Raw genomic sequence first — 20,071 nt, forward strand, 5'->3', positions numbered from 1 at the left:
ATAAAAGAGCGTCAAGAGTCATCTTGAGCGCTTTACATAAACTTACCATGTAGCGAGGAAAGCAAAATCCATGCGCACAAAAAAATAATACGATGAAAAAAGTAGTAGGTACTTTCCTTCTTGCATTGATCGCCTGGCATACAAGTCCAGCGCAATCCAATCAGAAAATGGACACGTTCATTAATCAGCTTATGGCTAAGATGACTGTCGAGGAAAAGATTGGACAACTTAACTTGGTCACCGGTGGTGAAGCGACGACCGGAACCACAGTATCCACGGGAGTAGAAGCGAAAATTAAAAATGGTCAAATCGGCGGTATTTTCAGCATGAGTACACCAGCGAAAATCCGCAAAACACAGGAAATAGCGATCAAGCAATCCCGGTTAAAAATACCCATCATTTTTGGGATGGATGTTATTCACGGGTATCGTACGGTGTTCCCAATTCCTTTAGGTCTTGCCGCTACCTGGGACATGAACTTGATTCAACAATCTGCACGTATAGCAGCCGAAGAAGCGACCGCCGATGGAATTAATTGGGCATTTTCGCCCATGGTAGATATCTCGCGCGATCCACGCTGGGGTCGTATTTCCGAAGGTGCAGGTGAAGATACCTATCTAAGCTCTCGGGTAGCCGAAGCCATCGTCCATGGCTTCCAGGGGGATAACCTGGCAGCACACAACACCATGATGGCCTGTGTTAAACATTTCGCCTTATATGGTGCCGCTGAAGGTGGCCGTGACTACAACAGCACAGATATGAGCCTCCACCGCATGTACAATGAATATTTACCGCCTTACAAAGCGGCATTAGATGCTGGAGCGGGAAGTATTATGACTTCTTTTAATGATATCAATGGAGTCCCTGCCTCGGCAAACAAATGGTTAATGACTGATGTCTTACGCAAGCAATGGGGCTTTAAAGGATTGGTCGTAACCGATTACACTGCTGTAAACGAATTAACAGCACACGGTCTTGGTGATCTCCAGCAGGTCTCTGCTTTAAGCCTGAATGCTGGCGTTGATATGGATATGGTCGGTGAAGGATTTCTGACGACGTTAAAAAAATCTTTGGATGCTGGAAAAGTCAAAATTGCAGATATTGACAGGGCTTGCCGTTTTGTTTTGGAGGCAAAGTATAAATTAGGCTTATTTGACGATCCTTATCGCTATTGTGACGAAAAACGTGCAAAAACTGTGATCGGATCGGCTGCCAATCATGCCAAAGCCCGGGAAATTGCAGCAAAGTCATTTGTTTTGTTGAAAAACGAAAACCAAGTGCTTCCATTAAAAAAAACAGGAACAGTTGCTGTCATTGGCCCATTAGCCAATTCAGGTCCAAATATGCCCGGAACCTGGAGTGTCAGTGCTGAATTGGACAAAACAGCCTCTTTAGTTGAGGGAATGAAGGCCGTGTTAGGCAACAAAGTAAATATTCTCACCCATCTCGGAAGTAATCTGTTGGAGGATCCGATTTACCAAAACCACGCAACCATGTTCGGCCGTACCATCGCACGCGATTCCCGAAAAGAAGAAGAGATCATTGCTGATGCCCTGAAAGTTGCCCAACAATCCGACGTCGTTGTGGCCGCACTTGGTGAAGCGTCTGAAATGTCAGGTGAAAGCTCCAGTCGCTCAGAACTGGATATTCCGAAAAATCAACAAAAGCTATTAAAAGCACTATTAGCAACAGGAAAACCAGTTGTACTGGTATTGTTTACAGGTAGGCCGCTAACGCTCACCTGGGAAGATGCTCACGTACCCGCAATATTAAACGTTTGGTTTGGCGGAACGGAAACAGGAAAAGCAGTAGCCGATGTTTTATTTGGGGATGTTGTTCCTTCAGGAAAGATTACGGCCACTTTCCCACGCAATGTTGGTCAGATTCCGATCTATTATGCACACAAAAACACCGGCAGACCTTATGGAAACTCGGGTGATTTTGAAAAATTCAAATCAAATTACCTGGATGTAAGCAATTCCCCGCTCTACCCTTTTGGTTACGGATTAAGTTATACAACTTTTACCTATAGTGACATCCGTCTTGACCGCAACACAATCGACGATAAAGGTACTCTTCAAGCAAGTATCGACATCAGTAATACCGGAAATTATGATGCGGAAGAAACGGTGCAACTCTATATCCAGGACTTAGTTGGCTCTATTACTCGCCCCGTAAAAGAGTTAAAAGGGTTTCAAAAAATACTCCTCAAAAAAGGAGAACAAAAAACCGTAAACTTTAACATCAAAGTAGACGATCTTAAATTCTTCGACAACAACCTCAATTATGTTGCCGAACCAGGGAATTTCAAAGTCTATATTGGTTCGAACAGTCGCGATGTAAAAGAAAAAGAATTTGAATTGCTTTAAATCTATTGCATCTGTATAAAAAACAAGGCGGCCTTTAGGAAATAAGGGCTGCCTTGTTTATATTAGACTGTCGTTACGCCTACCTATTTCATATTCCCATCAAAGCTTTCAAACAATACGCGCAATTCCGCCGCTTTTTCTGGATAATCCTTTAAAATATTGGTTCTTTCACTCGGATCCCAGGCAATGTTATGTAATTCTTCAATAGCATCATAGGGTTTGCCCGAAATCTGATTGACTCCGCCTGCTATCCGTCGATACTTCCAGTCGCCTGACCGAACAGCCTCAACATGTCCATAATTCACCAAAAATATCGGTCTGTGTGCTGTTTTTAAATCTTCCGATTTCCCATTCAACAAAGAATCGATCGCTTGGCCATCAATGGATTTCTTCGGTAATGATGCACCAGTCCATTTGGCGATAGTAGGCAACACATCCAAGTTGCTTATTGCCTGCCGAATAACTTTTCCTTCTTGGGCATAGCCTTTGCCATATACAATGAAAGGTACGCGGACACCACCTTCTGTTGTTTCGGCTTTCGAACCTTTGAAGACACCTGCGGTACCCACATGCCAATTTTTTGTGGCATGATCGTCAGACATCCGCGATGGATAAGATATCCAAGGCCCATTATCACTTGAAAAAATCAAAATGGTATTATCAGCGAGGCCTTTTCGCTCAACCGCTTTCCAGAGCTCCGAAAAATTATGATCCAACTCCTGCATCACCGCACCAAGTGGGCCTGCATTTTGCTGATCTGCAAATCGGTTCTTTTTATTGGCAAATGCCAAAGGAAGATGCGGGAAATTATGCGCATAGTATAAAAAGAATGGATGATCTTTATCTTGGTCTTCTATAAACTTCACTGTTTCTTTGTGATAAAGTGCGCTCAGGTCCGAATCATCGGGCGCAACGACTTCGGGTTTCCGATTCCTGAAGATCTTAATGACAGAGTCTGTTTTTACATAGGGATCGCGGTAGTCGTGGCTATACAGCATGCCATAAAAAGAATCGAAGCCTTGCTGATTAGGATGATGGTAAGTCTGTTTATCCCCTAAATGCCACTTCCCGATTAACGCAGTTCTATAGCCTACCTTTTTTAATAATTCGGCAATCGTTTCCTCATCGTCAGGCAAACCTAAATTGGATCCTGGACCGATCGGTGCGGGAAGATTATAACGGGAAGCATATCTTCCGGTTAATAAAGACGCTCTTGACGGTGTACAGGAGGGCGTAGAAACCATAAAGTTTGTTGCTCTCACGCCCTTACTGGCGATCGAGTCCAAAAAAGGGGTTGAGATATTCGGACTTCCATAACAACCAATGTCGCTATAACCAAGATCATCGGTCAGAATCAAGATAATATTAGGCTTTTTTTGCTGGGCATTGGCAAAAGCCACCAGTAAAAATAAAGCCATAGAGGTCATAAGTTTAGTGTATCGCATCATATTTGTATGAGTTAATTGGAATCGTGCCACAAGATAACAATTTTTACCAATTTGGATTCTGTTTTAGATTCGGATTGAGGTTAATTTCCCGTTGTGGAATGGGCCAGAGATAATGCTTTTTCGCATCAAAAACACGGCTTTCGGAGGCTGCTTCAACGACAGCTGCCTCTCCGTTGTTATTTTGATAGGTGATGCCATACACTTTACCAGGAACAACCTTTTCAGCAGTTTTCCATCGTCTTATATCCGCGAGATGCAATCCCTCAAATGCCAGTTCCACCGTACGCTCGCGACGAACCAACTGGCGAAGTTGTTCCTGATTTACTTGATTACTTATTAGTGGAAGTTTTACGTCAGTTCGTGAATTTCTAATTTGGTTAATGGCCTCGTAAACACTGCCATCAATTTCGCCGAGCTCAATCTTTGCCTCCGCATAGGTCAATAATATCTCGGCATAACGCAATAGCATGATATTCAACCCACTTTTTGAGGGGTTTGCCAAATCTTTTTTATCGATATACTTCTTTATATTGAAACCTGTTGTGGAAGCAATATAGGTACTCCCCACAGCATCAGCAGTCCCACTATTGGGTGCCGGATGAAAAATAGCGCCATTTGGAAGCGGATCGCCATCCAAAAAAATTGACAAAGCAAGCCTCGGGTCGCGATTTTTATAGGGATTTTTGGGATCATAACCACTATTGGCATCCGTAATTACCAAGCCACTGGAAGTCTCGTAACTATCTGTCAAGGCTTTGGTAGGCACATAGGTACTCTGCCCATTTTGCTGGCTATAGGGGGCTAAGAGGCTAAAAACACTTTGTGTGTATATATTTTCCAGAAATTGCTTATCCAACAGCACCTCTTTGTTATTTTCAGCCGCATACGTAAACAGATTTGCATAAAGGGGGTAAAGCTCGAATCGTTTGCTATCGATAATCGTTTTTGCGGCTTTTGCTGCTGCTTCAAATCGCCCTGCATATAAATCTGACCGTGCTTTCAGGCCCAATGCGGCCCAACGGGTTATGCGCCCCACATCGTTACTGGAGTAGCTTTCAGGCAAACTTGCCGCAGCCAGTTCCAATTCGGTGTCAATAAAATCGTAAATTTCTTTAAGGTCGGCGCGTTGTACAGCCCTTCCTTCTTCCAAAGTCAGCGGCGCTTTTACCAAAGGTACTCCGCCAAATAAATAGGCCAATTTGATATATTGATAGGCTCTTAACACACGAGCTTCGCCGATAAATCTGGCGATTAGTGCTTCATCCCGGCTGCCCTCGATTTTACCAACATTCGCCAAAAAGTAATTGGCCGCACCGATTCCTTTATAGGCACTACTCCAGGTATTGTACAATCGGGAGCTTGAAGCGTCATAAGTACCAAGCTCGATATACGCATCCACAGCGAAAGGCTGATTGACATGCGCTATATCCGTCAATGCATCCGAATAGAAGATTTCCGCTCCATCAAGATCATTGTAGAGCGCATTTACAGCAAGCTCCGCATCGGCTTGGCTCTTCCAAAATATATTTTCTGACAGACGATCAGTTGGTACGGCATCCAACAGATTCTTATCACAGCCCATCAGCATAAGCGAAAACAATCCGAAACTGAAAATCCAGTTTCCTTTTTGATATAGATATTTGTAAAAATTCATGAGTCCTCAATTAAATAGTATAGTAACAATCACACTACAGGGTCAAATTCACACCCAGTGTATAAAGTCCAGTTTGCGGATAATATACTGCTCGACCAGATTCCGCTTCGGGATCCAAATTCCATTCGTTCAATTTTGAAATTGTCCATAAATTTGTCGCGGATAGGTATACCCGTAGTTTGTTGATTGCTGTCTTTCCGATTGCATTTAGGGGTATTGTATACCCAACCTGTATATTTTTCAAACGCAGATAAGAACCATTGACCACTAAACGGTCCGACGTTGCGACATTGCGCAAATCATATTTGACCACACGCGGAAAGCGTGCATCGGTATGTGTCGGTGTCCAATAATTGCCTGTAAATATTTCATGTGTAAATCCTTCCTGATTTCCCATCTCCGCCAATGCACCGGACAATCGCGTATCAACTTTCGCTGCTCCTTGAAAAAGGAGATCAAGATCAAAATTTTTAAAACTGAAACTCCCATTAATTCCGAACGTATATTTGGGAAAGGAATTCCCGATGGCGGCCATGTCATTTGCATTGATAATACCGTCGCCATTCAAATCCACATATTTCACATCTCCGGGCTTCGTATTGGTGGCATACGTAGCACCATAAGCTTTAATTTCCTCCGCAGACTGAAAGATACCGTCGGTCTTATATCCCCAAAGGGTATTGATCGGGAGCCCTTTGGCAATGATATACCTTGGGTCAATATCCGACCCTGCGATATAGGGTCCTGTACCTTTTAGATCTGTTACTTCATTATGGTTGATACTAAAGTTTGCATTTAATTGGTACGCAAAAGCCCCAGGAGCGCTTGGTCTTTGCTGATAATTTGCACTGAATTCCCAGCCACGATTCAGTACCGTACCAGCATTTTGGGGCGAAGGTTTTAATCCCAAAACGGCAGGAATATCCAGATTCAGTAAAATATCGTCGGTAACCTTGTTATAATAATCCAAGGTAAACGTCAAGCGATTGTTTAGGAAAGCAGCATCCACACCCAAGTCATACTGTGTCGTAGACTCCCAACCCAATTGCTGATTGGCATAACTGTCCAGCCGATAACCCTGTACAGATTTACCCCCAAAATCATATCCTGCTGCAATTAAGGCCGAATAATAACTATACAAGTCGACAGATTGGTTTCCCGTCTTTCCCCAGGAAGCACGCAACTTGAATTCGTTCAACCAATTCCCTATGGGTTTCCAAAACTCTTCCTTGGATAGTAGCCATCCTGCTGATGCAGAAGGGAAAAAACCGTATTGTTTGTCTCCCGTAAAACGGGATGAACCATCATAGCGGCCATTCACTTCAAGCAGGTACTTGCCCTTCCAATCGTAGTTTACCCGACCAAAAAAAGAACGCAAGCCATACTGCACATCATAACCGCTATTATTTTTTGTAGCGTCGTCAGCCCCCTGTCCAATAGAGGTAATGTCATTGTTGTAGAATCGTTCGCGATAGGCCGTAAGATAATTTTCGTAATTGTGAATCTGTGAATACCCAGCTAATGCCTTGATATGATTTGGCCCGGTCGTCAACTGATAGGTCAACAGGTTGTTCCATGTATACTCGCTGCTATTATCACGAATTTCGGTTAACGAATTGATCGGAAAGCTCTTTACTATCCCTGTATTTCGGTCTTTATTGTCAAAAGCGTTCAAAAAGGTTTTGCTGTTGTTGAAGTTTACCCTAACACCAAATTGGGAAGTAAACAACAAATTTTTCACTAATTGAATGTCCGTTTTAACGATGGAGCTTAGGTAGTTTTCATTTACCTTTTTAAAACCACTTTTTTCAATCAACATTAAAGGATTATTTCCTTGTGTACTTAATCCGTAGGTACCATCATCATATTTAGGCACCACCCACATCGAGCCATGGAGAAAGTTATTGATCGGATCACGTCCGGGCTCGGCGGCTTTGCTATATCGATAGTTTATACTTCCCGTAAAATTAAGCCAAGAGGTTGCTTTGTAATCGTTGTTTAGCCGGATATCCGCCAATTCAGCACCATAATGCTCAATAATACCATCCTGCTTGTTATAACGAACGGCCAATCTAGAGCGCAGGATCTCATTTCCACCAGCGAATGACAAGGCATGATCTTGTTGAGGAGCTGTTTTCAACAGCGTGTCAAACCATGTATTCGGTAAAGGATATTTTTCACGATCAGTTGCCGTTTGGTAGGCCGTAATGGATTCGTCACTAAATCGCGCTGGTACCACCAGTCCCGCATTACGGTAGGCGTCCTGTTGCAATTGGAGGTAGGATACGGCATCCATCTGCTTTGGCTTATTAATTGATTTCTGTAAGGCGTAATAGCCATTATAATCAATCACAACATGTCCAGATTTTGCACTTTTGGTGGTTACAATAATTACACCGTTGGTCGCGCGTGATCCATATATCGCCGTGGAAGCCGCATCCTTTAGGACTGAAATTGAGGCAATATCATTGGGGTTTAACTTGGACCAGGGTTGTTCAATTCCATCCACGATGACCAAAGCATTATTCTTGCTGAGATCATATCCACTGGTGCTGCTCGAATTGGTATTAAATGTAGTCAATCCTCTGATTCGAATATTGGCAGCTGATTGTCCTGGTTTTCCACCAAGGTCTTGCACAGTTACCCCCGGCAATAGGCCCTGTAAAGCTTGCTGCGTATTAGAAACCGGTCTTTTCGTCAGTTTATCACCATCAATACTGGCGACTGAATTGGTCAACGAGATTTTTTTCTGCGTTCCATAGCCAACAACGACCACTTCATCAAGGTCCTGTGTAACTGGATCCAATTCAATTTTCGTGGGAGATTCGGAAACTAACACGGTCTTTTTTTTGTAACCAATGCGCGAGAGTGTAATCGAAAAGGGTAATTTCTGTCCCGTTACAATTTGAAAAAAACCTTTTTGATCTGTTGTAACAACGTGAGTTACGGCTTCGAGTTGAATGGTTACGCCTTCAAGAGGTCGTTTAAGCTGGCTATCATATACATATCCCGATAAGGATGCATTGATAATCGGTCTGACATCTGTTTGCGCATATACCTGATGCCCAACGCCAGATAATAGTAAACATAGCGACAAGGTAGAATACCGGAGTACCCTAAGATTTTTCATAGATAAAGTGTTAATGGTGAATACGAACAAGTGCCAACGCCAATCGAAAACTTGTTTTTATTTTGAAGACATGGGGGGAAGCGAGCGCCTCCCCTGCTGTCAGTTTGAGAAAAGATAAGGGAAATTATCCTATATGGCACATTCGCATCTTTCTTACATCAGGGGATTTAGCCTTCAAAGACTTTGCAGTAATACTTACGAAAAATGTGCTTTTACTAATATTGATATGTTCCATAATAATGTGTTAATTCGCCGCCCTGAAATTAATACATGTTTTCATTCGCGACCTGTTATCTTCTCACAAATATAGAAGTAATTTTAATATAATCTACTAATTCTATAGATTTTATTAAAAGAAATAAATAGGATATGCAGCGGGGCTATAAAAGCGAGCTGGCAGGCTTAAAAGATTGTCGATTAGGGATAAGCAAGAAGATTCTATTGTAGTGTTTCTAAATAGGTTTTAATCAGCAGTATTCCTTCATCATGAAGTACAGTAGTCCCCTTTTGAGGCATATGTATCTCTCCCAATGTAGACATCCGTCCAATAATCTTAGCTTGTTTTAACCAAATCCCAGTTTCATTCAACGGGCTTTCATACCTCAGATCCAGCATGGTCATATAAGCCGTTCCTTTAGGGTTGTGACAATGGGCGCAATTGATCTCGAGATAAGCTCGGGCACGATTTGCAGTCGATTGACCAATATCCTCATAACCGGGCAAACTATTGGAAACTTTGAACGATTTCAGATCGAGAGCCTCCATCTGAGTCAACCGGACCAATTGCTGGATACTGTCACCATCGTGAACGATTATCCGGTTTAGATTTCTGATCTTCGGACCTATCGGGAGCAAATGATTTCCTTGTCGATGGCATGCCATACAATCCTTTCGGGAAGGAATAATATAATTTGTTTGTCGCTCGACACCTTTGTTGTCCAAAAAGGAGACATGCACGGAAGCACTGTCCATCAACAGAAAAGCTTCATCTTGGGCCGCATTCCATTGATAGGTAGCTGCGTTCCACTGTCCGTCTTTATGAATCAAAAGCCGCGTTTCAAGCAGCCACTGTCTCGAGTCCCCTACCGCATCTCTCGGGGGATAAAAAAAAGTTTTGGCAATGATGGTACCATCGGGGAAGCTGGGCAAACCATCGTCTGTGGCGATCATTTTTCCTCCCTTAGGAAGAAAGATGACACGCTTTTTATCGGTATAGTCTGTAAATAGGGCCGAAGCTAATTCATAAGAGACCCCCTGGTCATTTGGAACAAGATCAGCAATTTTGCCCTTGAATAAATTGTAATCAGATAATTTATCCCGAAACACAATATTATCTTTAGCGACTGTTCCCCGGCCCGTATTATTTAGTATAATAAAAAGTATAGGGATCAATAAAACACCCATCAAAATTAGCACTTTCTTCATTTCCCTAATGCTCTTCTACCCTTCCACCGTTATCTTAAATTCGGACGAAGATAAGATAAAAAAGAGATTACAGCGGCGGATGCCCTGTTTTGATTTTCAGATTTTACACTTAGGACAGAAAACAATAAAAAACCAGTTATTTTATCAAAAAATAAAACAGTTTCATGGATATATACGCAAATAAAATGGCTATATTTAACTGTCTTTTAACCAAAACTTCGGCTACATGGAAGATATGATTCTCTATAATCGACTTCAGTTCGCATTTACAATTACATTCCATTATTTATTCCCTCAATTGACCATGGGTTTATCCTTAATGATCGTCTATTTCAAATGGAAATTTCTGCAAACAAAAAATGAAGACTACAACCATGCTTCCAAGTTTTGGATGAAAATCTTTGCGCTTAATTTCACCATGGGCGTTGTAACAGGCATTCCCATGGAATTTCAGTTTGGTACCAACTGGGCCAAATTTTCTGAACTTACGGGTGGTATTATCGGACAGACCTTAGCCATGGAAGGTATGTTTTCCTTTTTCCTGGAGTCTTCCTTTCTGGGGATGTTTCTTTTTGGAGAAAAGTTGCTGGGGCATAAGCTCCATTTTTTATCCGGACTCATGGTCTTTATTGGATCTTGGGCCAGTGGTTTCCTGATTATCGCCACGCATTCCTGGATGCAGCATCCTGTTGGGTATGAGATTCTTGAAAATGGCAAATTTGTACTGAACAATTTTAGTGCATTATTCAGTAATCCATGGTTATGGCCATCTTATCTACATAATCAAGCCGCTTCATTGGTGACCAGCTCGTTTTTCGTTGCTTCTATTGGAGCCTTCTATTTGTTAAGTGACAAGCATAGTAAGTTTGGAAAGATATTCGTTAAAAGCGGCGTTATTTTTGGCGCTATTTCCTCCGTTATGCTGGCGTTTCCTACAGGAGACCTTGCAGCCAAAAACGTAGTCAAATATCAACCCGCAGCCTTTGCTGGCATGGAGGGAATTTTCAAAACTGAGAAAGGCGGATCGGAGATTATTCTAATCGGTCAACCGGACATGGAAAACAAAAAATTGGACAATAAGATAGCCGTACCGAATGTATTGAGCTTCCTGACCTACCAGCGTTGGGATGCAGAAATTAAAGGATTAAATGAATTTGACCAATCTTTACATCCAACGAACGTGCCCGGACTGTATTACAGTTATCACATCATGGTAGGTTTGGGTACCATATTCATTGGCATTATGGTCCTTGGAGCACTACTGCTTTGGCGGAACAGGCTGTATCAAACGAAATGGTTGTTGTGGATCATTATGTTTATGATTCCTTTCCCCTACATCGCGAATACTGCAGGCTGGTATACGGCGGAACTGGGACGACAACCTTGGCTAGTTTATAATCTCATGCGCATGGTAGACGGTGTATCCCCTACTGTATCTTCTGGAAATACATTATTTACCTTTCTCGGCTTCGTCGGTTTATACATTCTTTTGGGTTTGTTATTTCTGATGCTGGTCTTGAAGATCATTAGAAAAGGCCCTGAAACGACAGTTGCATTAACCTAATTAGCTATGGAAATATTCTGGTTTATCGTATTAACTTTCATGCTGGGAATTTATATCGTACTCGATGGGTACGATTTTGGGGCGGGAATCGTCCATCTATTCTTTGCTAAAACCGAACAGGAGAAAAAAGCTGTTACTAACGCTATTGGGCCGTTTTGGGATGCCAATGAAGTCTGGCTCATCGCTTCGGGCGGTGTCCTATTCTTTGCTTTCCCAACACTTTATGCCTCCTCTTTCAGTGGATTTTACTTGCCGCTCATGCTTGTATTATGGCTGCTTATTTTTAGAGCGATAAGTCTTGAACTCAGAGGGCAGGTTCATCATCGTCTTTGGGAGGCTTTATGGGATAAAGCTTTTGGTCTAGCAAGCCTGTTGCTGGCACTTTTCTTTGGCGCCGCCCTAGGCAATGTCGTTCGCGGAGTAAACCTAGGTATGGTAGAAAATGGTGTATCGACCCAAGAGCCACATTATTTCTTTTTAGCGCTTTGGAATCCGACATTTGACCCATTAGCCCAACATCAAGGCATTATAGACTGGTTCACCATCATATTAGGTTTAGTTGCCGTCGTTACATTAACAATCCACGGTGCAGGCTGGGTCATTCTGAAAACATCCAGCACACTAAATACCAGATTAAAGGATATTGTTTTTAAACTCAACTTTGTCTTGCTTATTCTCGTCCTACTATCGGCCTATGTATGGCATTATGTGAAACCCATTTCCTTAAACAATCTTCAAAATCATTATTGGCTGTGGATATTTCCTTTGATTGCTGCCGTTGGATTACTTGGACAATTTTGGATCAAAACCTTTAAGAAAGATGGTATTGGCTTCCTATTTTCTTCCCTGTTTATACTGGGGAGCTTTGCCACGACCGTTGCTTCCATGTTCCCTATATTATTGCCTTCAACGAATGACGTAAATCCTTCCTTGACGATTCAAAATGCTGCAGCACATGAATATGGTCTTTCAGTAGGTTTAGGCTGGTTTATGTTTGCAGCAATTCTGGTAGTTGCCTATTTTATTATCCAATTTAGGGTATTCAAAGGTAAGCTTGATGACGTCGGTTACGGTGAACACTAAGGGCGGTCTCTATTCGAGTCCCAACAACTTATGTTTCATCGCAAGCTGTACAAGTTCAATCATATTTTTAACTTTAAATTTAGTTAGGAGATTGCGCCGATGCGTTTCCACGGTAACTGGACTTAAAAATAAACGCTCGGCAATCTGGTTTGTAGTAAGTCCATTGGAGATCAACGTCAAAATCTCTTTTTCACGCTGTGTAAGCCTAGGTAGACTGCTGATGGTAGAAATTGCGCCACGATAAAGTTCTTTTGCCCGATCACAAATTGCTTCTTTGCCGTCCAATCCGAGCTGTACACAGCCCAGGAATTCTTCGTTGCTAACATCCTTTAAGATATAGCCATTTCCACCTGCCTGCATAAACTGAACAATAAGGTTGCCATCGGCCAAATTACTCAATGCAACAATAGGAATCATAGGAAACAGTTTCCTCACCTGAGTACAGACATCCACTCCATTTGTCTTCAACAGCTGCATATCCATAAGTAGGAGATCCGCTTTCGTGACCTTTAAAAATTCAATTAACGTAATTTCTTCCAAAAAGGGATATACAAGATACCCATCCTGATTATTGAGAAAAGAGGCAACACCTTCCAACAATAAAGGATGATCGTCTAACACTGCAATTATCTTCATGACTCAGCCTATTTAAACAGTTACACCAATTTCGATTTGAGTTCCGGATCCAAGCTTACTCTGAATATCAATTGATCCATTGATCCATTTCACTCTATTGACCATATTATTTAAACCCAATCCATAATTTAACACAGCGGAATCAAAGCCTTTGCCATTATCCTCAACGAGGATATGCAGTACTTCGTCCGATTTACTTACCTGAACGATAATTACATCTGCGTTTGCATACTTTAATGCATTTGAAATAGCCTCTTGAACAATTCGATATATGGCCAATCCTTTTTGAAAATCCACATTCAATTCAGGTTCATAGTTTTCAAATTGGATCGAAACATGACTATTTTTCATTGCCAGACACAATTGCTCCAATGCTGCTATCAATCCAAACTGACGCAACGATTCGGGCATTAGATTATGGGATATCCGCCTTACTTCGCCTAAGATGTCGTTCAACTTCTGCGGCACTTCATCAGTCAAGAGCGTACCCTTTGCTACATCGCCGGCAATCTTAAATTTTAAACCTGTTAACATACCTCCTATGCTATCGTGCAGATCTTGGGCTATACGCTGACGCTCCTGCTGCTCCCCCTTGAGCATAGATTCCGAAATTTGTAGCTGTTTTTCCTTTTCCAATTTGTCCAACACAATTTCGTGGTTGAGCTGAATCTGTGTATTGAGCTTCCGTTGTTTTCGATAGAAAAAAGCAACAAAAAGCACAATACAAAAAAGCAAAACGGCAATACCCAAAACGAGAAAAATCCGAAATTGGTTACGGTCCTTTTCTGCGCGTAGATTCAAAATTTCTTTTTCTTTTTCAACGGTCTTATATTTCGTCTCCATCTCATTCATTTTTTCCAGCAATTGGACCTTCTGAATGCTATCGGATAGTTTATTTGCCATATTGGACATCTTCAGCGCATCCTGATAATTACCCATAAGCTCATTCACACCCGCCAGTTGACTGTACACAATTTTACTGTTGTAAAGATCTCGCGTTAATAATCCATTTTTCACGATTTCCTCCAACTGCAGTTTAGCATCAGCATACTTTTTCTGTAAGAGATACACATTAAACTTTCTGAACCGCATCATCTGGAATAATTTCCAATTGTTCATTTTCACCGACCAATCCAAACCGATATCCAACAGGCGAAGGGCTTCATCAGTCTGTTGCTTTGTGGTAAAATAAAGCGCTTCATTGTAATAGTAGTTGGGTAATTGGGAAGAATTCGGGTATTCGTTCAGGAGCTGTTTGACCTTGTCCAACAGTACTCTTGCTTCTTTGGATTTCACCTGATAGCAATAATTACTGACTGTATTGAGATAAGCCACCACAAGTGCGGCACTCGGCGTTTGCTGCTCGAGCTGTTTTATGGCCAATTGATGGTATTCATCAGCTTTTGCAAGCTGATTGGACGACATAAACGTCATGCCGATCATCGTATTTATACTACCTTCCATGATGGGATCATGTGCTTTCGCATAAGGCAAGCACTTCCCGTTAAGAATATCCAGAAAATCAGCAAATCCTTTTTTAGGAAATCGAATTAAGCCCAGATTATACCAAGCTTTGGCCAAAAGCCCCTGCTGAAAAGGCTTTTGCGCATTTCCAAGGAGGTCTACACATCGTTGGGCTTCAACTCCTGCATTTTTACTATCCAGAAATTGCCCATAATAAAAGCTTTTGTAAAGTGCCCCCATCGCCTGTAAGCTCCGGAACGGTTTGGCTAACCGCTCCCCCTGTTGCATATGATCCCAAAATTTGGTCGTATCTCTAAATCTATAGTAATCTGCCAAATAAAAATGCTGCATTGCTTTCACACTGTCCTCCGAACTCGACAGCAATAATTTTTCCGCCTCAGATCGATATTTATTTTCATCCAATGGCAAAAAACTCTGTGCAGCTACAGCATGTACAGTAAAGTATACTATAAAAAAGGCAAATATCTTCGTTAACTCTCTCAACTGAAACATCATTAATCCAATATCTTAATCATTTAAACAATTAAACCCACTTAACCCGTTGAGTACCATGATTTAGGAATAGAAAGGAAATTAAGTTATCAATTACAATGATAAACAACTTGGATTTAATTACAAAACAATTTTGAATAGATAACTTACGAGCAAATTACAAAAGAATATTGGAGATTTTAAGAAAAAATAAATACATAGGCTATTCCCGACAAAGCTTATACGACAGGAAATGACTTAAAGTAGTGAGATTGAGTTTGACAACTGAATATATGGGTATTGACAGTGATAGCGACCGGATCCGAAAGCTTCTTCGGCACTTGATAGGGTCTCGCAGAAATCGTTTAATTATTTTTGAATATTTTATTACACAAATGTGTAGTTTTTTTACTTTATTAATAAAACACTTCAAATAAAGTGTTAAATTTAACATAATAGAAGGAATACTTACTTTCTTACAAGCTAACAATTATTTTTAAAAAATTATAAACAACTTACAATCAATGACATACAATACACCAACAATAATAACTCTAAAATTAATTCAGTTATATAATAATGAAATTATTACATAATATTAACTTAAAAAATAGGCTAACTGATACTTGTCAATATATATTGAACCATTGCAAAGTCTTATGCACCTTATTCCAAAGAGCTATACAGCGGTCTCAATATTTGAACAGTACTTCTACATATGCATTCATTAACCATTTTTCAAGATACAAGATTGAAGATTTCATTTTTCAAAAAATGAAATACCCTTTTACCAATTTCGCCCTTCTGTTCATATATTCTCCATAGCAGCTGAAATGGCTACAATCTTTCGATTCAGGTAAAATGAACTTTGATGGCGAGATAATCTATTATTTTGGTGTAAACATCAAATTGCAGCATAAAAAGGTATTATATAGACAAATGTGGATTCATGGAAGAACAGAAAACATCGAATCTAAGAGTCAGATAAAAAAAACAGATGGCCGGTTAATTCTATTGTGCTCGGTATAGGCTGTATAAACTGCCAGCTAGCTGGCAAAAAGGTTTAATCTAAAGAACTACGTAGAAAAAAAGGCTTAGGCAGGTTGCAAGCAGACCTAAGCCATCAGAAGGTTCTCTGTAAAAAGGCCCTCCGAAAATGTCCCGGAGTGAGCGGGCATTATAATCTTATAAAACAAAGTTATGAAAAAGATTAATTTAAAATCCATTCAAAGTAAAGAACTTCTTTCGAGAGAACAATTAAAATCAGTTGTTGGCGGTCTTAAACCAGTTCCTTGTCGTGGGGCAGATCAGACAGATTGCGTAACAACAGATTCAGCACCAGGACGTTGTGGATACTATATGGGAATTTGGGGATGTATCCCTAAATAACAGATTTTTTGAGAGTGTTATTGCAACACTCTCATTTTTATGGAAATTGTATAATACCAAATTTACCACATCAAAAAAACAACTTCACTTTCTTTTTTAGGGTAAGATTATGCTAATAATACGACTATTTTTTATTGGGTCCTTCCTGTTACTACTATCGAACTGTTTCGCACAGAGTAATTATATGTCTGACGGTTATGTTTCACTTATATTACAAGGGGGATCACCAAATTATTTTAAAGATGTTGAAGTTGATGGCCCTTTTATGAGTAATCCTTTACAAGGCGACCGACCGGTGACATTTAGGAGCGTTAATGATTCGACTCTTTTGTTATCCGAATTCACATTTGGTCCCACTTCTGTTTTTTTTAGATTAAATGGCCGCTACCTGTCAACTATTTTGATTCCGAATGAAACCAATTTTATAAACCTTCATGTAACCGATTCCGCCAATTTTGATCTGGAATATCATGGTTCTTACAAAGAGGTTTTTGACAATTCTGGTTTTCAGGAAAAGCTCATTATGAAAATGTTATCTTACCGGCCGACAGTAGAGAAAAGAGGATCTAAAGTTGCCTCCGAAAAGGAATTTGTAGAAGTTAAAATGCTTCAAATGCATCAAATGGAAGATTCTTTGGTGAAAAATGCACCGTCCCAATTCCTGAAAAACTATTATTCGGAACTGATTAAAACATTTCAGATTACACAACTCTTAAAAGACTACAAAAAAAGCCTTTTGGCATATTACAGAATGATAGGAATAGATGATAAAAAAGAAGTCAACCTGGCGGTTAAAACAAGGTCATATTATGACCGTCTCATAACAACTGAATATTTAGATACAGTTAGCCTTCTTCCATCTGGCTATTTTGACCTTTTGCTTACCATCCAAAAGGATACGCTTTTAGAGCTTCCTGATATTTTGAAAGTTGGTCCTATTGTTTTTACCGAAAGCCTAAAAAATACGTTTAAATATTTATCTCATGACAATAGTAATCTATTTCTTGACATGATGACCGCCAGCGCGTACATTAAGGCTTTAAATGAAGGAAAGCAATTAAGCAACGAGAATCTACACGATATCATTGCCCACTTTAAAAATAATCGATTAAGCAGTTATATTTTGCATCAATCTGAGATTAACAAGCGTAATCAGAAGAAAAATAATGAGGAAACTTTTTTTCTTCCATTCGATAAAAAAAATGAAGATGTTTTGAGCACTATCTTAGAAAAACACAAAGGTAAAGTAGTCTTTGTGGATTTTTGGGCAACGTGGTGCGGTCCCTGTCTTGCTGCCTCCCCAGCAATGGAAAAGGTCAAAAAAAGTTTTGAAAATAGAGATGATATTACATTCCTATATCTAACAGACGAATCTTCAGACCGCAACAGATTTTACGAACTAACCAAAGTGCTTATGGGCGAGCATTATTATCTTTATAAAAACCAATTCGCTACGATTATGAAAAAATACAACTTTGACTATATCCCTAGCTACATCGTTTTTGATAAAAATGGAAATATGAGCCAAAGAAGTACTTCTCCAGATAATTTGGAAGAAACCGCCAAGACCTGGATTCAGAAAGCCCTCAACGATTAAATATAAAATAGGATTACTGTTTTACGTATCATGAATAATAATGGCTCCATATCGTGAGCCCATGAGTGCTTAGGCGTTAATAATATAAAATTCCCGGCGTTGCTTGGCGCCGTATACGATATTCGAATTATGAGTGTTTTTAATTTAAAAAAATCCAATAACCTTTTGAGTGTATGCTCGTATGTCTTAAACAGATACAAGGTAAAATTCACTGAGAGGAGGTTAAAAGAGCTGCTAGAGTCAAATGTTGATTATCCGTCCTTATTATCTATTAAAGATGCATTAGGTGAATATGCTATTCAAAGCGCGGCCCTTCGAAAGGGAGATAATTCCTATGATGATTTCGAACTCCCCTTTATCTGTTCTGTTCAGAAAGAAGGATGGTCAAATTCTCAGTTTACAGTAGTTTCAAAGGCAGATAATAATTCCATTACCTATTTAGAACCCTTAACAGATAAAATCAATACATTAACCTTTGTTGAGTTTAGCTACATAGATAAAGGAGTAGTGCTTTTGCTCGATGGTTCTGGTGCAAAAAATGAAATTGGATACGTTCAGAATCGAAAAATGGAGCGAACTGAAGAATTTTCAGGCAAATTACCACTTTACATTTCTCTTCTGATACTAATTGTATCTTTGCTGCTTCTTTTTAGCCAGGGAATTTCTAAATTAACTTTAATTGGCGGGGCTTTTCTATGTACGAGTTTGTTTGGAAGCTTCATATCTGCTCTGTTGATTAAACTCGATGTGAATTCTCAGGATCCGTTTATCAAGGAGGTTTGTGGTATGCTTGGCAAGAAATCCAATTGCGAAGCAGTACTATCTTCTTCACGATCAAAATTTATGGATATCAGTTGGTCAGTTTGGGGATTGGCTTATTTTGCTACCTTTTTTATCAGCCAGCTTATATTTTTTAGTCAGGCCAGCAATTTGACTATCTGGTCGCTAACTTCAATTATAATTACTCCCTATTTGATCTTTTCTATTTACTACCAAGCGAGAGTTATACAACAATGGTGCCCGCTTTGTCTTGGTTCCCAATTTGTGATCTTAGTAAATGCTTGCTTGGGAATAGTGTTTCTGATCAATAATGATTTCAAATTCGAGCAAATAAATCACCTTCAGCTCATTTTAAATATTTTTTTGGGAATTATATTTTTACTTGCATCTAATCTGTCTATTCCAATCTTGAAACGAGCAAATGATAGTAAAGAATATGAGATGAAATGGAAGAAGCTTTTATATAACCCTACGATTTTTGCTTCAATATTGGAGAAGAGTGAAACAATTAATTATCCTGTCAATGGCATAGGTCTGGTTATAGGCAATGAAAGTGCTGCAAATGAAATTGTTAAGGTTTGTAATCCTTATTGCCAACCTTGTTCTAGTACTCATCTCATCCTTGAAGAAATTGTTAGAAAAAATAGCAATGTGAAGCTCCGAATTATATTTACCGCTTCTGGTGACGAAAGAGATATTAAAACAGCTCCCGTCCAACACCTTCTGGCGATTCAGGAAAAATATGGAAAACAAAAGGTACATGAAGCCCTCGATGACTGGTATCTGGCATCAGTTAAGAAATACGATGCATTTGCGGTTAAATATCCTATGAATGGAGAATTGAACCGTCAAACGGAGAAGGTATTGGAGATGCGAAACTGGTGCGAGGCTATGAAAATTCGTGCTACTCCTACCCTTTACATTAATGGCAAAGAACTTCCTGAAATTTACAGTCCTATCGATTTAAAGTATTTTTTCTAAAACGAAGTCGGTGCTGGTTACAAACACCTGAACGAGCAGACGACACATCGTAAACAGCC

At 40.1% G+C, this 20,071-nt stretch carries 12 protein-coding genes; 6 read left to right on the plus strand and 6 right to left on the minus strand.

Annotation, left to right across the window (positions count from 1 at the left end):
• Positions 1-92: 92 nt before the first annotated feature.
• Positions 93-2,369, plus strand: a complete 2,277-nt coding sequence (bglX, locus tag L1283_RS11100) for a beta-glucosidase BglX (RefSeq protein ID WP_312352241.1) — start codon at positions 93-95, stop codon at positions 2,367-2,369.
• An 83-nt stretch (positions 2,370-2,452) separates the two neighbouring features.
• On the opposite strand, the gene L1283_RS11105 is transcribed toward bglX, so the two are convergent.
• From L1283_RS11105 to L1283_RS11120, 4 genes are all read right to left on the minus strand, one after another.
• Positions 2,453-3,787, minus strand: coding sequence for a sulfatase-like hydrolase/transferase (locus L1283_RS11105; RefSeq protein ID WP_286851349.1), 1,335 nt, complete (start codon positions 3,785-3,787; stop codon positions 2,453-2,455).
• A 73-nt stretch (positions 3,788-3,860) separates the two neighbouring features.
• Positions 3,861-5,471, minus strand: coding sequence for a RagB/SusD family nutrient uptake outer membrane protein (locus L1283_RS11110; RefSeq protein ID WP_286851347.1), 1,611 nt, complete (start codon positions 5,469-5,471; stop codon positions 3,861-3,863).
• A gap of 34 nt (positions 5,472-5,505) precedes the next feature.
• The gene (locus L1283_RS11115) at positions 5,506-8,601 is read right to left on the minus strand and encodes a SusC/RagA family TonB-linked outer membrane protein (RefSeq protein WP_313262709.1); all 3,096 of its coding nucleotides are present in this window, start codon (positions 8,599-8,601) and stop codon (positions 5,506-5,508) included.
• Between the two features lie 438 nt (positions 8,602-9,039).
• On the minus strand, positions 9,040-10,026 hold the full coding sequence (locus L1283_RS11120; protein WP_088160954.1) for a hypothetical protein: 987 nt from the start codon (positions 10,024-10,026) through the stop codon (positions 9,040-9,042).
• Positions 10,027-10,252: 226 nt separating this feature from the next.
• Between L1283_RS11120 and L1283_RS11125 the strand changes: the two genes are divergently transcribed.
• Positions 10,253-11,590 carry a cytochrome ubiquinol oxidase subunit I gene (locus L1283_RS11125; RefSeq protein ID WP_088160953.1) on the plus strand — a complete coding sequence of 446 codons (1,338 nt, stop codon included), beginning with the start codon at positions 10,253-10,255 and terminating at the stop codon, positions 11,588-11,590.
• 6 nt (positions 11,591-11,596) lie between these two features.
• A complete protein-coding gene (gene cydB, locus L1283_RS11130; protein ID WP_088160952.1) occupies positions 11,597-12,673 on the plus strand; it encodes a cytochrome d ubiquinol oxidase subunit II in 1,077 nt (358 codons plus the stop codon).
• Positions 12,674-12,682: 9 nt separating this feature from the next.
• On the opposite strand, the gene L1283_RS11135 is transcribed toward cydB, so the two are convergent.
• Together L1283_RS11135 and L1283_RS11140 are read right to left on the minus strand one after the other, a co-directional pair.
• Positions 12,683-13,309: a response regulator transcription factor gene (locus tag L1283_RS11135; RefSeq protein WP_088160951.1), complete on the minus strand. Its 627-nt coding sequence runs from the start codon at positions 13,307-13,309 to the stop codon at positions 12,683-12,685.
• Between the two features lie 12 nt (positions 13,310-13,321).
• Positions 13,322-15,289 carry a sensor histidine kinase gene (locus L1283_RS11140; protein WP_286851341.1) on the minus strand — a complete coding sequence of 656 codons (1,968 nt, stop codon included), beginning with the start codon at positions 15,287-15,289 and terminating at the stop codon, positions 13,322-13,324.
• A 1,176-nt stretch (positions 15,290-16,465) separates the two neighbouring features.
• Here L1283_RS11140 and L1283_RS11145 point away from each other — a divergent pair.
• The 3 genes from L1283_RS11145 (at position 16,466) to L1283_RS11155 (ending at position 20,012) form a co-directional block, all read left to right on the plus strand.
• On the plus strand, positions 16,466-16,654 hold the full coding sequence (locus L1283_RS11145) for a hypothetical protein (protein WP_286851340.1): 189 nt from the start codon (positions 16,466-16,468) through the stop codon (positions 16,652-16,654).
• 184 nt (positions 16,655-16,838) lie between these two features.
• Entirely contained in the window at positions 16,839-18,251 is a 1,413-nt protein-coding gene (locus L1283_RS11150; protein ID WP_429626105.1) for a TlpA family protein disulfide reductase, read from the plus strand.
• A 99-nt stretch (positions 18,252-18,350) separates the two neighbouring features.
• Positions 18,351-20,012, plus strand: coding sequence for a vitamin K epoxide reductase family protein (locus L1283_RS11155; RefSeq protein WP_312352239.1), 1,662 nt, complete (start codon positions 18,351-18,353; stop codon positions 20,010-20,012).
• The last annotated feature ends 59 nt before the right edge of the window (positions 20,013-20,071 follow it).

The organism is Sphingobacterium sp. HSC-15S19, from assembly GCF_050433745.1.
Lineage (GTDB): Bacteria > Bacteroidota > Bacteroidia > Sphingobacteriales > Sphingobacteriaceae > Sphingobacterium > Sphingobacterium siyangense.

What these genes read in the sequence shown, in the direction of transcription:
- bglX (WP_312352241.1), top strand. Translation starts at nt 93, where the DNA reads ATGAAAAAAGTAGTAGGTACTTTCCTTCTTGCATTGATCGCCTGGCAT.
- L1283_RS11105 (WP_286851349.1), bottom strand. Translation starts at nt 3,787, where the DNA reads ATGGCTTTATTTTTACTGGTGGCTTTTGCCAATGCCCAGCAAAAAAAG.
- L1283_RS11110 (WP_286851347.1), bottom strand. Translation starts at nt 5,471, where the DNA reads ATGAATTTTTACAAATATCTATATCAAAAAGGAAACTGGATTTTCAGT.
- L1283_RS11115 (WP_313262709.1), bottom strand. Translation starts at nt 8,601, where the DNA reads ATGAAAAATCTTAGGGTACTCCGGTATTCTACCTTGTCGCTATGTTTA.
- L1283_RS11120 (WP_088160954.1), bottom strand. Translation starts at nt 10,026, where the DNA reads ATGAAGAAAGTGCTAATTTTGATGGGTGTTTTATTGATCCCTATACTT.
- L1283_RS11125 (WP_088160953.1), top strand. Translation starts at nt 10,253, where the DNA reads ATGGAAGATATGATTCTCTATAATCGACTTCAGTTCGCATTTACAATT.
- cydB (WP_088160952.1), top strand. Translation starts at nt 11,597, where the DNA reads ATGGAAATATTCTGGTTTATCGTATTAACTTTCATGCTGGGAATTTAT.
- L1283_RS11135 (WP_088160951.1), bottom strand. Translation starts at nt 13,309, where the DNA reads ATGAAGATAATTGCAGTGTTAGACGATCATCCTTTATTGTTGGAAGGT.
- L1283_RS11140 (WP_286851341.1), bottom strand. Translation starts at nt 15,289, where the DNA reads ATGATGTTTCAGTTGAGAGAGTTAACGAAGATATTTGCCTTTTTTATA.
- L1283_RS11145 (WP_286851340.1), top strand. Translation starts at nt 16,466, where the DNA reads ATGAAAAAGATTAATTTAAAATCCATTCAAAGTAAAGAACTTCTTTCG.
- L1283_RS11150 (WP_429626105.1), top strand. Translation starts at nt 16,839, where the DNA reads ATGTCTGACGGTTATGTTTCACTTATATTACAAGGGGGATCACCAAAT.